At 69.7% G+C, this 15,243-nt stretch carries 8 protein-coding genes; 4 read left to right on the top strand and 4 right to left on the bottom strand.

Annotation, left to right across the window (positions count from 1 at the left end):
* The first annotated feature begins 130 nt into the window (after positions 1-130).
* Positions 131-2,323 (top strand): NB-ARC domain-containing protein, encoded by a 2,193-nt coding sequence (locus QI554_RS25535; RefSeq protein ID WP_281472690.1) that lies wholly within the window; start codon positions 131-133, stop codon positions 2,321-2,323.
* A 941-nt stretch (positions 2,324-3,264) separates the two neighbouring features.
* Here the strand turns inward: QI554_RS25535 and QI554_RS25530 are convergent.
* Both QI554_RS25530 and QI554_RS25525 read right to left on the bottom strand, forming a co-directional pair.
* Positions 3,265-4,104 (bottom strand): class II glutamine amidotransferase, encoded by an 840-nt coding sequence (locus QI554_RS25530; protein WP_281472689.1) that lies wholly within the window; start codon positions 4,102-4,104, stop codon positions 3,265-3,267.
* A 280-nt stretch (positions 4,105-4,384) separates the two neighbouring features.
* Positions 4,385-4,777 (bottom strand): integrase, encoded by a 393-nt coding sequence (locus QI554_RS25525; RefSeq protein ID WP_281472688.1) that lies wholly within the window; start codon positions 4,775-4,777, stop codon positions 4,385-4,387.
* A gap of 205 nt (positions 4,778-4,982) precedes the next feature.
* On the opposite strand from QI554_RS25525, the gene QI554_RS25520 reads away from it, so the two are divergent.
* Positions 4,983-6,134, top strand: coding sequence for a hypothetical protein (locus tag QI554_RS25520; RefSeq protein WP_281472687.1), 1,152 nt, complete (start codon positions 4,983-4,985; stop codon positions 6,132-6,134).
* A 457-nt stretch (positions 6,135-6,591) separates the two neighbouring features.
* Here the strand turns inward: QI554_RS25520 and QI554_RS25515 are convergent, their stop codons facing one another.
* Positions 6,592-10,197 carry an NEW3 domain-containing protein gene (locus QI554_RS25515; protein ID WP_281472685.1) on the bottom strand — a complete coding sequence of 1,202 codons (3,606 nt, stop codon included), beginning with the start codon at positions 10,195-10,197 and terminating at the stop codon, positions 6,592-6,594.
* A 404-nt stretch (positions 10,198-10,601) separates the two neighbouring features.
* Between QI554_RS25515 and QI554_RS25510 the strand changes: the two genes are divergently transcribed.
* Positions 10,602-11,876, top strand: coding sequence for an AGE family epimerase/isomerase (locus QI554_RS25510; protein WP_281472684.1), 1,275 nt, complete (start codon positions 10,602-10,604; stop codon positions 11,874-11,876).
* Positions 11,873-12,865, top strand: coding sequence for a carbohydrate kinase family protein (locus QI554_RS25505; RefSeq protein WP_281472682.1), 993 nt, complete (start codon positions 11,873-11,875; stop codon positions 12,863-12,865). The genes QI554_RS25510 and QI554_RS25505 overlap by 4 nt, the downstream gene beginning before the upstream one ends.
* On the opposite strand, the gene QI554_RS25500 is transcribed toward QI554_RS25505, so the two are convergent.
* Positions 12,818-15,232 carry a SpoIIE family protein phosphatase gene (locus QI554_RS25500; protein WP_281472681.1) on the bottom strand — a complete coding sequence of 805 codons (2,415 nt, stop codon included), beginning with the start codon at positions 15,230-15,232 and terminating at the stop codon, positions 12,818-12,820. The two genes, QI554_RS25505 and QI554_RS25500, sit on opposite strands and share 48 nt — an antisense overlap.
* Between the last annotated feature and the right edge of the window lie 11 nt (positions 15,233-15,243).

Here is a 15,243-nt window from a genome sequence, read left to right as displayed (position 1 = left end):
GGCGAACCACGTCAACCATGTGACGCACTATGGGGGTTCGTACGCGCCGCCGACGTTCCCGGCCGAGCTGGGCGTCATCCCGAGGAAGCCCCGGCACTTCGTCGAGACCGAGGCCCTCGCCCGGCTCGCCATGGCGACGTACGGCTTCGAGACGCACGAGACGCCGTACATCGCCCTGGTCGGCGGCCTCGGAACCGGAAAGACCTGTCTCGCCGCCCACTTCGCCCGGCAACTCGCCGACTCCCAGGACCTCGTCGTCTGGATCACGGCATCGACGCGGGACGCCGTCCTGGACGCCTACGCCGAAGCCTGCGCGTACGTCGTCAGGCCGGCGCCGGCGGACCGGAACCGTGCGGCGGAGCGCTTCCTGAACTGGGCGGAATCCACGAAGCACAGCTGGGTCATCGTGCTCGACGGCGTGCGGGAGCCCGCCGACGTGCGCGGCCTGCTGCCGCCACGCCGCGCCAACGGGCTGACGCTGTTGACGACCAGACGCCGCGACGTCCCGCCCCCGGGGCCGGCGTGGCGTCAGGTCGAGGTCGGCGGGTTCACCGACGACGAGTGCGCCGACTTCCTGTGGGCCGTGGTCGAGGAAAACGACCTTGCGTTGTGGCCCGGCGAGATCGACTGGCTCCTGGCCCGTATCGGCAACCTGCCGATTTTGGTGGAACGTATCGCGAGCCGAGCTGTCGAGACAGGCGACTGGCCGGAGGACATAGGCACGCGCGAATTCAGCCTGGACGCGTACGCGAACGTGTGGACGGCGGCCGCACGCGAGGAGTTGACGGCTGCCGTAAGCGTCGCGTTGCCCGACGCTGGCGTCGCTAGGGCGATGGCGAGACTGTTGAGCATGCTGCCACCAGGCCCGTTCCCGGTGGCGGCGTTCACCAGCGACGCGGTGCGACGACATCTTGGCGACGCCGATCCGGAGGAGGCCCTGTCGCTGCTGCGGACGTATTCGATAGTCGACGGAACGGACGACGCGCCGACCTGGCCCGCGCCGGCGCTGCTCTGCGTGACCTGGGGGCCCGGGACCGGCGAGCCGGACGATCTCGCGCGCGCACGAGTGGTCGCCGACGGGCTGCTGGAGTCATGGCCCCACAGTCTGGGGGACGACAAGACCACGGACAGCTTCGTCGACAGCGCCCGGTACATGATCGACATCAGCTTGCACGCATACCAGCCTCGCGAGGACAGCCACGGCGACGCCCCGGACATCCCCCCACTCGTCTTCCCGCTCATCGCCACACTCGGCAACTCGGGAGACCGCTGGGCTGCGGAGAGGCTGGCCGGGAAATGCCTTGAGTGCGTCGAGGGCCCCGACGCCGACCTCGACCCCGACTTTCACTCCCACCCGGCCCCACACCTGTGCCTGCGCCTGCGCCGCGAAGCGCTTCGCTGGTTCGGCGAGTCCGGACACGCGCGGTTCGAGACGCTCAAGCTGTCGGAGCTGGTGGCGCAGTACACCACGACGCTCGGCGCGGACGACGTGGAAGTGCTCATCACCCGGTCGCAGCTGGCGCACGCGATGACCACGGATCGGCGACCCGCCGACGCGGAGCGGGAACTGGCAGCCCTGATACCGGTGCTCGAACGTCACGTCGACCTGTGGGACGAAGAACGGCTGATCGCTCTCGGGCGCCACGGAATCGCCCTCGCCAAGGCGCGCCCCGACGAGCCGCCGAACGCACTTGACGGCGCCGTGGCTGAGATGACCGCCCGACTCGGCCAACAGCATCGTGTCACCGCCGAATACCGCATCGCGTTGGCGCTGGAGCTGCGGGCGCGGGCGGATGACGCGACACCGATCGAGGACGACCTCGCCATGCTGAGCGAGGCGACCGCGGTCCTCGGGCGCAGGCACCCGCGTGTGATCGACGCCGAGCTGCGGTTCGCCACGACAGTCGCCCAGGGGCTGACGGCGGACGCGCTCACCCGGTTGTGTGGTTCCTGGCGGGCCTGTCTGGGGTACACACACCCACTGGCACTCGTCACAGCCATGGCCGTCGCCCAGCGGGCCGTCGAGGAGGCGGCCGACGACGCGACCGCGCGCAGCGCGGCCATCGCCGCACTCGCCCAGGAAACCGTGAAGACCTCGAGCCACCTGGGCCTGGACCACCCTGACGTCCTCGACGCCCGCGCCTTGCTGGCGCGGTACAGCGGCGATGCATGGTCACGCGTCTTGGCGTTGACCACGATCACCGCCGACTGGCAGCGGCGCTACGGAGGGAACCACCCTGACGCAATGCGCGCCCGGACGGCCCGAAACGCGGCAGAGCAAGCTGCCATACGTGGCTCCGGCCCTCCGAAAGGTGGAGGGTGAAGTGCGTGCTCCGAGTGCGGAGTTCGTAGGCCGAAATCAGCAGCGGGTGAGAGGGACGCGGAGGGTTACAGGAGGAAGCCGGCCGTGGGGACGGCGTCTTGGCTGATCGAGTAGCTGGGTGATTTTGCGAGCGACGCGGTCGGCGGGGGCCGCGAGGCGCCCAACTCGCCACGGTTGATCTTCCCCGAACTCGGCATCACAGCCCGAGCCCAACTCCGCGACGCCGTCGGCCCTGACCCGCGCTCTCCCCGCACGCCTGGTGAGACCTCCTCCGACGCCGGTGTGCCCGTGATGGGAGCGCAAGGGGAGCGCGCAATTGATGCGTACCCGGGCCGGCAAGCCTGGATTTCAATTCAGCTGGCAGGTGGAAAGTTCGAGCGTGTCCTCAGGTCAGCGCGTGATCAGGCGCGCTGGGGGTCAAGGGGTCGCAGGTTCAAATCCTGTCGTCCCGACCAGCGTTTACGCAGGTCCTAGGCCGTTCTCTCCGTTAAAAGAGGGCGGCCTTTCCGGCGTTCTGGACCCCTGGTGGTCGCAGTGTGGTCGCCGTCCTGTGCAGGGCGACAAGAACCGTTCTCGAAATCCGGGGAGTGTCAGGGGAGATCAGCTGCTCCGTCGGAGTCGGGTCCGCTGTGTGGTGGTCGCACGGTGGTCGCACGGTGGTCGTGTGCCCGGGTGCAAGGGATGGTTGTCCTGTCGTGCCCGCGCTCGAGGTCTTCAGTTCGGTGACTTGCTGGAACCAGCTGCGCGGCTCGGGTGGGGGGAGGTCCCGGATTGTGGACGCCGAGGCCTGTGGTGGTCGACTCGGCCACGGGGCTTGACCAGCGGTTTCATGCGGCTGACTGGTACTCGTTCAGCAGTCCTCCGAGGACGCGGCGTCGGCGTATCCGGTCGGGTCGTGCCGGAAACGCGATGACGTTGGGGCCGTCGTTCGGGCGTCCCGTTCAGGCCGCGGCCTGGGGGGCGAAGGGGAGCAGTTCCTCCCGGCCCTTGCCGACCACGCCGTAGGTGGCCTCCGGAACCTCGATCCAGGCGCCCGGCAGGTCCCCGACCGGCTCGGAGACCACCAGGCGCGCGTCGTCGGCCACGTTCTCCAGGCGGGCGGCCCGGTCGGGAAACAGGTCCCGAAGCTGCGGGACGCTCCGGTTGAAGTACAGCGAGCGGGTCCGGCCCTCGCTCGAATACCGGAACGCCCACAGGGTCTCGCCGTCACTGGTGGCGATCGTCCCCTGGAAGGGCGACTGGTGACCGTGCCCGCGGCCGAGCGTCTCGACAAGGCCGATCGTGCGCGCGACAGCGCCCGGAGGGTCGTCCTCGAGGCCGAAGGTCAGCGCCAGGTAGAACATCAGCTCTGAGTCGGTCGTGCCGCCGATGCTCAGGTAGAGCGCGGGGTCGACTGCGAAGGCGAGATCGCGCTTGATGTCGCTGAGCCCGTCGATGAAGCCGTTGTGCATCCACAGCCACCGCCCGTGCCGGAACGGGTGGCAGTTGGTCTGCTGGACGGACGACCCGATGGCGGCGCGGATGTGCGCGAAGAACAGCGGCGAGGTGATGTGCGCCGACAACTCGCGCAGGTTCGTGTCGTTCCACGCAGGCTCCGTGCTGCGGAACACCCCCGGCGCGTCGGTGCCCTCGTCGTACCAGCCCACGCCGAAGCCGTCGCCGTTGGTCGTCTCGGCACCGAGCTTGGAGTGCAGACTCTGATCGATCAGTGAGTGGACGGGTGTGTAGAGCACTTCCGTCAGCCGGACGGGAGAGCCCCGGTAGGCGAGCCATCGGCACATGGTCGACCTCCTTCGGACGTCGGAACCCGCGGGAGCCCTCGGCACACCGAGCCCCGCCAGGCGTCGCTCACCACCCAATTGTCGATCAGCCCCGAAAGCAGTGCAGAGCGGGAGCACACCCCACGAGCAGCAGTCCGGCACGGCCCAGACCGCCCGATCGCGCAGGCTCACCCGTGGTGCGCGCGAGCGGCATCGTCGGGGTCGGTCGGCTGGCTCCTTCTCGTCCTGGCCGCACCGATGATGACTTTGATGGCCAGACCGAGGACGACCAGGGCGGTGGTCATCCGCCGGTGACCACCAGCCGGGCCGCCTGGGACTTGGCGGTGATGTCGCCGCCCGGCAAATGTTCGGCCGGGCCCGCTTGCCCCTGCTCCGCGAACGCGTCCTGCCCGCTTAGCCCCCAGCGTGCGGCGAGCAGGCGCCGGTGCCGGCGCAGCAGTGTGCCGGGCGTGACGATCCGGTGTGCGCGCAGTGCCTTTGGCAACACCCGGGCCAATGCCGAAGGCAGCGCGCGGTCCGGCCACGACAGCCCCGGCCTCGGGTTCGCCCGGCGCAGGACCGCGACCTCGTGACGCAGCGTGAGTATCTCCGCGTCCTTCGACGCGGACGAGCGCGCGAGCAGCGCCATCCACGAGAACACGTGGACGAGCCGGTACAGCATCCGAACAGCCACAGCCGATGATCGTCAGACCCGGCGAACGAATGCTCAGGCCGGCCGGCCAGGTGCCGCTCGCTCTCCGGACGCGGTATTGAACTTCCGTTCATCTGGCCGTTCCTCGCGCGGTGTGTACCGCCCAACACAATGCTCCGACATGGCGGAATCACCGGGAGTCATGATGAATAGAACGTTCTATGCAGCCGCAAGCCTCGCCCTCGCGATGAGCGTGGTGCCAGCGACGGCTGCCGCGGGGAACGAGGACGGTCACACGCGCGGCGCCCGCGCGCCCTTCACGCTCGCCGTGTACGGCGACGCCCCGTACGGCACTTCGCCGAGTGACACCAGCGAGTTCCAGGCGACGCCGATGTTCATCGCCTCCGTCAACGCCGACCCGGATGTCAGCACGGTGATCCACGTGGGCGACATCCACTCTGGCAAGCAGTACTGCACCGCCGGCTACGACGAGTCCATCGCCGCGCTGTGGAAGACCTTCGCCGACCCGCTGGTCTACACGCCCGGCGACAACGAGTGGGCCGACTGCCACAAGGCCGGTGAGGGTGGCGGCAAGTACAACACGGTCACCGGACAGGTCGACCCGGTGCTCGACCCGGCCACCGGCCGCCCTGTGGACTACGCTGCCGGAAACCCGGTCGCCAACCTCGACCTGATCCGCCGGACGTTCTTCCCGGAGCCGGGCCGTACCCTCGGCAGCGGGACGCTGCGCGTCCTGTCGCAGGCGCAGCTGCCGAACCCGGCTCACCCCGAGGACGCCACGTACGTGGAGAACGTGCTGTGGGTGAAGAACGGCACTCTGTTCGTCACGGTCAACGTGCCCGGCGGCTCCAACAACGACGCCGACGCCTGGTACGGGGCGCCGACCGCCTCCCAGGAGCAGCTGGACGAGTCCGCTCGGCGTACCGCCGCCGACCTGCGCTGGCTGAACACGGCGTTCGGCCTCGCCCGCATCGGCGGCATGTCCAGCGTCGTGGTCACCACCCAGGCCGACATGTGGGACCTGGACGGCAAGCCCGCCTCGCACGTGGCGAACTACGAGCCGATCGTCGCCAGCCTGGCCTCGCACACCGCCGCCTTCGGCAAGCCGGTGCTGCTGCTGATGGGCGATTCGCACGTGTACCGCTCGGACAACCCGCTCAGCCAGGGCGCTCCGTGCACCGGTGACGCGGGTGTCTGCTCGTACGACGCCTGGAACAGCCACCCGAGCTACGACGTCCCGAACTTCCATCGCATCGTCGTTCACGGCAGCACCGTGCCGCTGGAGTGGCTGAAGTTGACCGTTACCCCGGGCGCGCACAACCCGACGACCGACACCTCGTTCGGGCCGTTCAGCTGGACCCGCGTCACCAAGAGCTGACCGGACGCCCCGCGTCGGCCGCACGCTCGGCCGGACCGCCGCGCCGCGCTGCTGCTGGTGGCGCCCGTGGGTGCCGAAATCCTCAACCGCCAGGGTCGCGCAGACCGGACGATCGCAGCGTCAGCGGTGGGTAGTTGTTTCGATCTCGTCGACGTCAAGGCCGAAGAGGGCATCTGCGAGAGTTTGAGCGCAGATCAGAGTTTGGGAGCACACCGGGAGTCTCCAGCCGGTCCCTACCGCGCCGCACGTACGTGGAGACGCGGCAACTCGACTGTCGAGTCGTCCAGTTCCGGCGTTCCCGCAGGTCAGCACTTGATCAGGCGCGGCTGGGGAAGCGAAGCGCGCGGCCCGGCGGCGTGGTGCTGCCGCCGGGCCGTGACGAAGGGCGAGGTTCCTGCTGGACAACGTCTTGCTGGTGCCGGTGCCGGGGGGAAGTCACCGGCACCGGCAGATCGGGTCAGCCGACTGCGGTCGCGAAGATGTGCGTCTGGCCGCCGGAGGCCGGCAAGGTCAGGTAGGCGACGGTCTTTCCCGCCTGAAGGGGAACGGTCGAGGCGTAGATGCTGACGGGGTGGTCGGTGACGCCTCCCTGGCTGGCGTTGCGGTGTGGCAGGGTGGCGAGGATGTCGGCCCCGGCCGCCGCGGAGTTGTCCCACCAGTCGGAGACCGCGAGCGTGAAGTTCTGGGTGCTCCCGTCGGTGTAGGTGACGACGCCGGTGCCGGAGCCCGGGCCGCCGGTGTTGGTGGCGAGGATGCCGAGCTTTCCGCCGGAGCCGCCGAGCTTGATCATCTGGCCGTTGGCGACGACGTTGTCCTTGCTGCCGGGCGCGGTGTTCGGCCAGGTGAAGGAGAAGCCGTCGTGCGACACCGTCGCGCCGGGGGTCAGGCCGGCGGCCGCCAGCGTTTGTGCGGACAGGCTCCGACCGCCGCCGTCCAGGTTGGCCGCGGCCGGGTTGCCGTCGTCGCTGATGCCGGCGTTGTCGAACGCGCTGCTCAGTGACGGGTATGGCACCTTGAATTCGCCGCTGACCTGGTCCTTGACGGGCGTGTTCTGATAGTCCGCGCTCGCCGTGTACGTGGCCGTGCCGGGCGCGGCGTTCGCGGGGGCCGTCAGCTGCCAGGTGGTGGTGGCTGTCTGACCGGCGCCCAGGGAGGGGAAGTTCGCGGGTGTGGTGGCTTTGGCACTCCAACCGGCGGGCGGGGCAAGGGTGACGGTTAGATTGGAGAGGGCCTGCAAGGTGCCGTTGACGTACGTGGTGGTCACCGTGGCGCTGCTGCCGGCCTCGACGATCTGAGGACCGTGGACCGAAAGAGGGTCGGGCACGGTGATCCGCGCGGTCGCCTCCGAACTGGTCCGTGCCCCGGCCGACATGATGTGGGCGACCAGCCAGCCGTCGCCGACGGCGGCGTTCGCGGGCGCGGTGACCTGCCAGGTAGCGGTGACCGTCTTACCCGGCGGGATGTGTGGGAAGGAAGCCCGACCGACTGCCTTGACCGTCCAGCCGTCAGGGGCGGCCAAACCGATCTCGGCGTCCTTCACCGGGCCGCTGCCGGTGTTGGTGTACGTGGTGGTCACTGTCGTGGTGCCGCCGCGGGCCGCAGTGGCGGGCGCGGCGATCACGATCGGCGCCGTGACCTTCTGGGGGGCGCCGACGCTGAGGAAGCGGATCTTGGCGGTCGATCCGGCGGAGCCGGCCGCGCGGTAGCTGATGGTCTGGGTGCCCTCGGTGTAGTGCGCCGAGCCCTGTGCCGTGACGGAAGCGAGCTCGTGCCAGGTGCCGTCGTACACCTTCGCGGTGGCGGTGCCGTCGGCCACCAGGTAACCGCCCGGCGGTACGGTGGTGTTGAAGGTCACGGTCTGCCCGCCCAGGGTGATCGACGGGTTGACGACGCTTCCGCCGGATGCCTGGAGCTGGAACTGCAGGGGCTGTGACTTGTGGGTGTTGGTGTACTGCCAGCTGCTCGGGGTGCCGTCGCTCGGCGCGCTCAGCGCGTTCGCCGGGTACTGGACCTCGTAGAGGTTCCACGCCTTGCCGGGATCCGTGTTCTCCAGATGCCAGTACGAGTTGGGGTCCTGCATCGCCTTCATCTGCGCGTCGGTGAAGGCATGCGCGTTACGGGCGGCCTCCCACTGCTTCCAGGCGTCCAGCACGCCGGCGGTGTTGCCGCTGTTGTTGAAGGCCGACACGCTGGCCTGAAGCCCGGCGCCTGCGTTGAAGGCGGCCATCTTGGAGAGCTGCCACTCCTGGGAGAGGACCGAGTCGGTCGGGCTGTAGGAGACCCAACCCATCATGTTGGGCAGGTAGTTGCGCTGGTAGTAGGCCTGGTGGTCGTAGCGTTCCTGCAGGGGAGTGCAGCAGGTCTCTCCCCAGCTCGCCCGGCCCACCGCGTCCCAGATGCCGGGGAGGACGTTGCTCGCTTCGGAGATGAAGTCGTCGGTGTCGGTGATTCGGCGGTACATGCCGTTCACCAGCTTGTTCGTGGCGAAGGTCCCGTATCCGGTGAGGGTGGCGGTCTCGAGGCCGTCGAAGGACATCGCCTTGATCCCGGTGGCGTTGAAGATCTGCGCGAACCGCTCGGCGATCTTGGGGATCATCGGCATGCCGGCGTCGAACTGGCCGTAGGCGTACCACTGCATGCGGGCCAGGTCGGCGCCCGCGGGGTGGGCGGCCGCAGCGGTACCCCATCCGCCACGGTTCTCGAGGGTGACCTGGTACTCGTTCGAGGAGCCGGCCACCTTCGTTGCCGCGCCGAAGGTCATCAGCTCGTCGCCGATGCGAACGGCCTTCCCATACCCGCCGGTGAAGACGGAGTCGCCGTCGACGTAGACGGTCTTGGCGGACGCGTCCAGCGGCCGGGTCAGTTTGACCGAACCCATGGTCGCCAGCCCCGGGTCCGGCACCGGCGTCACGTACGGGTCGTCGGTGTCGATGGTGTTGGACAGCGTGTGCACGCCGACCGACTCCCCACCGGCCGCCGCCGTGTGGACCAGCCCGGCCGCGCCCGCGTCGGAGCCGCCGAAGGAGGAGTCGAACTGATAGTGCCCGGTCGACTGCCAGGGCCCCACCGCGTTCGGCAGGGAGTAGATGTAGCGGATCCCGGCGTCCTTGGCGTACGTGCTCGCCTGCGAGGCGTTCTTGGTGTTCAGGTCGCCGAGCACGAGGAAGGACTGCGAGGCCCCCTGTGAGGTCTTGCCCCACTGCCCGTCGATGCTGGTGTGCACCAGGCCTTCACCGGTCTCGATCCGGGACAGCGTGCCGAGGACGTCGCCCGGCGCGGTACCGAACAGGGCGATCTTCGAGCCCTTGATCACCGCGTCGTCGCCGCTGAGCGGAGGGACCGCCACATTGGGCTCGTTCACGTCCCCCCAACCCACGTACCGCTGCCGCGTCTTCGTGTAGTCGTAGGTGTACGCCTGAAGGATGCTGCCCCAGGTGGTTTGGTGGGCACTGAACCAGCCGAAGGGCCAGCTGGACGGCGTGCCGACCTTCACCGGCCCGTCGGGGTAACTGAGCTTGTCGAACTCGTCGGGCCAGCCTCCGACGGTCTTGTCGTTGAGCCCGTGGATCCCGATCGCGAAGTCGTTGTCGTGGACCACGCCGACCGTCTCGCCCACGGTCTGGGTGATGCCCGTGGTGATCGGGCCCCACAACAGGGTCTGCACGTCCACCCCGGCAGGCGCGTTGACGCTGGTGACCTCGAGCGTCGCGTACCCCGGCAGGGACACCGCCCGGACGGCGACCTTGATCCCCTTCCCCCCGAATTCGAACGTGTAGGTGGACGACGGCACGTCGTACGAGAGGGACGTGGGCGTCTGCTGCGCGCCGTCGGCAACCAGCTTGATCAGCGGCGAGCGATGGGCCCCGCTCGCGTAGTCGCGGCCGTTCGCCAGGTCCACCAGGTCGGTCACCGTCCCCGAGCCGTCCAGCGCGACCATCAGCGAACCGGCCCGGATGGTGTAGGTGGCACGGGCGGCCGACGCCGTGGGGCCGGCCACCCCCACCGCTGCTGTGGCGAGAACCATCGCCTGCAGACAGGCAACGGCGCCTCTGCGGATTGTCATCTCGGTATCACCTCTGTCGAGTCGATGTCGCCGCGATCCACCGTCGCGACCGAGAAGCCGTGTGGCAGATAGATCTGATTCTTTGACTGCCGCCAAACCGTCGACGCCGCTGCGCACGTCATGTCGAACATGGAGCCCGGCTCTCGCCGGCCCCAGCAAATCTGGGAACTGAGTGCTGCTGCCCATGAGTTGTGTCTCGTCAAGGTGGCACGAGTCTGGAAGTCGGATGTCTCAGCGTCAAGGCTTTAGATCTGACTCATTGGTGGCAAGTGTCAAAATAGATCCGAACCATGTATCGTTCGGCGGTGTCCGCGGAACGGGGCGACACATGGTCCTCGGCAGGGCTGCCAGCGGGCGCGGACAGGTCAGTGGCAACGAGGGGCGGTTTCGACGTGGAGGCTGCAATGCCAAGGTCACCCGGGCAGGAACCGTGGCTCGACGCCGAGTTCACACGCATCGTCGAGTTCGCGCGGGCCGCCCGCCGGGACGGCGGCGGTTTCGCCTGGCTCGACGACGAGGGCGTACCGACGCCCGACGGTGTCGTGCACACGTGGATCACCGCGCGCATGACGCATGTGTTCGCCCTCGCCCACCTGCGTGGGCTCCCCGACACCGCACCGCTGGTCGACCACGGAGTCGCCGCGCTGTCCGGACTGCTGCGCGATGCCGAACACGGCGGCTGGTTTCCGGCGGTGGACAGGGACGGACGGCCGCTGACGAGCGAGAAGCGTGCCTACGACCACGCCTTCGTCGTGCTGGCCGCCTCCACCGCCGCGGTCGCCGCACGCCCCGGGGCCGACGAGCTCCTCGGCGAGGCACTGCGAATCCTCGATCTACGGTTCTGGAGCGAGGGCGAAGGCGCGTGTGTCGAGTCGTGGGACCGCGCGTGGACGACCTGCGAGGCGTATCGCGGTGCCAACAGCAACATGCACGCCGTGGAGTGCTTCCTGGCCGCGGCTGACGCGACGGGCGACGCCGTCTGGCGACGTCGCGCGCTGCGCATAGCCGAGCGCGTGGTGCACGTCTACGCGCGCCGGAACTCCTGGCGGCTGATCGAGCACTTCGACGCCATGTGGCGCCCGTTGCCCGACTACAACCGCACGCGTCCCGACGACCCGTTCCGGCCCTATGGCGCCACGATCGGGCACTGGTTCGAGTGGGCTCGGCTCCTGGTCTCCCTGTCCGCGTCCCTACCGGATTCGCCGGCGTGGCTGCGCGACGACGCGGCGGCGCTGTTCGCCGCCGCCGTACGTGAGGGCTGGAACGCCGACGGCAGCGCGGGCTTCGTGTACACCGTCGACTGGGACGGAAGGCCGGTCGTCTCGACCCGCATGCACTGGGTCCTGGCCGAGGCCGTATTGGCCGCCGCAGCGCTGCGTCAGGCGACGGGCGACCCCGGCTACGACGCCTTGTACCGCGCGTGGTGGACCCACGCCGACACCCACTTCCTCGACCGGACCCGCGGCAGCTGGCACCACGAACTCGACACGGACGGCCGACCGTCGGCCACGGTATGGAAGGGCAAACCTGACGCGTACCACGCGCTCCAGGCGACGCTCCTGCCGCTCCTGCCGGTCTCACCCACCGCGGCAGAGACGTTGCGGCGGAGGACTGCAGGGCGACACAGCCGCATGCCGACCGGGCTCGTCGTCGAGGGGCCGGGGGAGGCGGGGCCGTGATCACCGTTGTCGGAGAGGCACTCGTCGACATCGTCCACCCCGCCGGCGGGGAGCCGGTGGCGCATCCGGGCGGGAGCCCGGCCAACGTCGCGGTCGGCCTGGGACGGCTGGGCGCGCCGGTGCGGCTGGTCACATCGTTCGGGCGCGACGCATACGGACGGCTGCTCGCAAAGCACCTTGCGGCGAGCTCGGTTGCGGTCGCACCGCAGTCCGTGCACGACGGCTCGACCAGCGTCGCACGGGCCCGCGTCGGCGCGTCCGGGGTGGCGTCCTACGAGTTCGACATCACCTGGGACCTCGGCGCGGCCGTGACCGCAGCAGCCGCGGCCGACTCCCTGTGCCTGCACACAGGTTCGATCGCCGCCACACTCGCGCCGGGCGCGTTCGCCGTCGGGACCCTGATCGAGCGGGCGCGCGGGCGGATGACGGTGTCGTACGACCCGAACTGCCGCCCGTCGCTGATGGGCGATCCGGCGTCCGCGCGCGGACGCGTCGAGGCCTTGGTCGCACTGGCCGACGTCGTCAAGGTGAGCGAGGAGGACCTCGCCTGGCTCCATCCCGCGCGGGACGTCACCGACATCGCGGCGGACTGGCTCGCCTCCGGTCCCGCCGTGGTGGTCGTGACGCGCGGAGCGCAGGGTTCGTACGCTGTCTGCCGCGCGGGCTCCGTGACCGCCCCGGCCGTGCCGGTGACGGTCGCCGACACCATCGGCGCGGGCGACGCGTTCACCTCGGGCCTTCTGAACGCCCTGTACCGCCGGGCCCTGTTGGGTGCCGCCGACCTGGCCTCCCGTCTCGACACCGGCCTGCTCGACGATCTGCTGACCGAGGCCGCCCTGATATCCGCACTCACCTGCGCCCGCCCCGGTGCCGATCCGCCCACGGCGGCCGAGCTGAGGGCACTCCTCGTCACGGGAGGCCGCGCGGAGACTTGGGCGTGGTCACAAGGGCTCGATCGCCTGTTCCGCCCAGATGACCTTCCCGCCTGACGTGTAGCGGGTGCCCCAGCGGCTGGTGAGCTGGGCGATGAGGAAGAGCCCGCGTCCGCCCTCATCGGTGGTGCGCGCGTGGCGCAGCCGGGGTGAGGTGCTGCTGCCGTCGGAGACCTCGCAGATGAGTGCGACGTTCTCACGCCGGATCAGGCGTAGTTGCACCGGCTCGGAGGCGTAGCGGATCGCGTTGGTGACCAGTTCGCTGACCACCAGTTCCGTCGTGAAGGCCAGGTCGTCCAGGCCCCACGCGCTGAGCGTGTCCGAGGCGAGGGACCTCGCCTCGGACACGATGGCGGGGTCGCTGCGGAGGTCCCACGTGGCGATGTGGTCCGCGCTGAGCCCGTGGGGGCGGGCCAGCAGCAGCGCGACGTCGTCGTTCTGGACGCCGGTCAGCATTGCCGCGGCCACGGCGTCGCATGTGGCTTCCAGGGATCCGGCGGCGCTTCCGAGTGCGGTGCGCAGTCGCTCGATGGCGGTGTCGTAGTCCGCGCTGTGCCCGAGCAGCAAGCCGTCGGTGAACAACGCCAGGAGTGCGCCGTCCGGCAGGTGCACCGTGGCGGACTCGAAGGGGAGCGCCCCGATTCCGAGCGGGGGACCGGCCGGGAGGTCCGGCAGGGTGACCTCCCCGTCCGGAGTGACGATCGCCGGCGGCAGATGGCCGGCCCGGGCCATGGTGCATTGCCGTGTGGCGGGGTCATAGACCGCATAGAGGCAGGTCGTCCCCAAGGCGGCAAACGCTGCGGGGTGCCACTGCTGGAGCGCCGATTCCTCGTCGACAAGACGCAGGACGAGGTCGTCCAGATGCGCCAGCAACTCATCCGGCGGCAGGTCTATGTCCGCGAGGGTGTGGACAGCTGTTCGCAGCCGTCCCATGGTGGCTGCGGCGGTGAGACCGTGCCCGGTCACGTCGCCCACGACCAGCGCAACGCGGGCGCCCGAGAGGGGAATGACGTCGAACCAGTCGCCTCCGACCCCGCCTCGTGCGTTCGCCGGGATGTAGCGGTGGGCGACCTCCAGTGAGGAGGCGGCCGGGAGGACCTGCGGCAGCAGGTCGTGCTGCAGCGCCAGGGCCGTCTCGCGTTCCCGCGTGTACATGCGCGTGTTGTCCAGCCCCAGCGCGGCGCGTGACGCCAGTTCTTCGGCCAGCGCGAGGTCCTCCGGATCGAACGGCTGCGACCGCTTCGCGCGCAGCAGGACCATCTGCCCCAGCACGATGCCACGGGCGCGCAGCGGCACGGCGATCAACGAGTGGAAGTCCCAGGCGTCGACGACGTCTCTGCGCGCGGGATCGTCGGCGAGCCACGACAGGCCGTTGGCATGGAGTCGCGTCTGGAGCACTCCGCTGCCGTGCAGCAGGCACTGGATCATGGGCGAGGCGGGCGGGTAGTTCGGTTCGGCTCCCACTCCCGCCACGACCTCGGGGTCCCCGGGGCGGGCCGAGGCGTGCGCCATGCGGCGCAGCTCCAGGCGGCTGCCCGCAGTGGCGGGGGGAGCGGGCTCCTCCCCCCGCAGGACCCCGTCGAACAGGTCCACGGCGGCGAAGTCCGCCAGCTGGGGCACGGCGACCGACGCCAGCGCGCAGGACGTCGTCTCGAAGTCGAGCGCGATGCCGATGCGGGCGCCGGACTCGGTGAGCAGGGCCAGGCGCTGCCGGGTGCGACGACGCTCGGTGATGTCGACACCCATGTAGCAGACTCCGGCGATGCGGCCGTCCTCATCGTCCAGTCGCAGGAAGGACGTCGAGAAGGCGTGCTCGTGTTCGGGGTCGGCGGGGATGTGGCCCTGGTACTCGAAGTCCAGGATGGGGACACCTGTGGTGAGGACGGCTCGCATCTGGTCCTCCACCGCGTAGGGCGAGAGCCCCGGGAGCACCTCGTGCATCCGGCGGCCGATGCGTTCGCCCAGCGGGACCCCGGCCATGCGCTCGAGGGTCTTGTTGATCCAGACGTACCTCAGCTCCGTGTCGAGCACGGCGATGCCGTAGGGGGAGTGGGTGAGAAAGCGCTCCAGCACCGAGCGGCTGTTGTCCCACCACGACGTACGGGCGAGGTCGATGGCGGACAGCAGCCACCCCGCACCGCCGGACGCGTGGGTCAGGGGCGTGGCGGTCACTCCGAGCAACCGTACGCCGTCGTCCCGGTGGCGGACCCTGAGCACCAGCTCCACGACCTCGGCGGACGTGCCGGCAGGGTCACCCCGTCCGCGGGCGGGGAGCATGGAGACGTCCTGGTCGGAGGCGAGTAGTTCGGTCGCCGGCAGGCCGAGAACCTCCGGGGGTTCCCAGCCGAGCAGGCGGGTCGTCTCGTTCGACCAGCCGACAATACGCCCGCTGTCGTCCAATGCCGCGGTGGCGACACGGAGCATGTCGAAAGGAG

The sequence above is a fragment of the Yinghuangia seranimata genome, assembly GCF_029953285.1.
Taxonomy (GTDB): Bacteria; Actinomycetota; Actinomycetes; order Streptomycetales; family Streptomycetaceae; genus Yinghuangia; species Yinghuangia seranimata.
The sequence above is the reverse complement of the archived record's forward strand: the minus strand, read 5'-3'. Positions and strand labels throughout refer to the sequence as shown.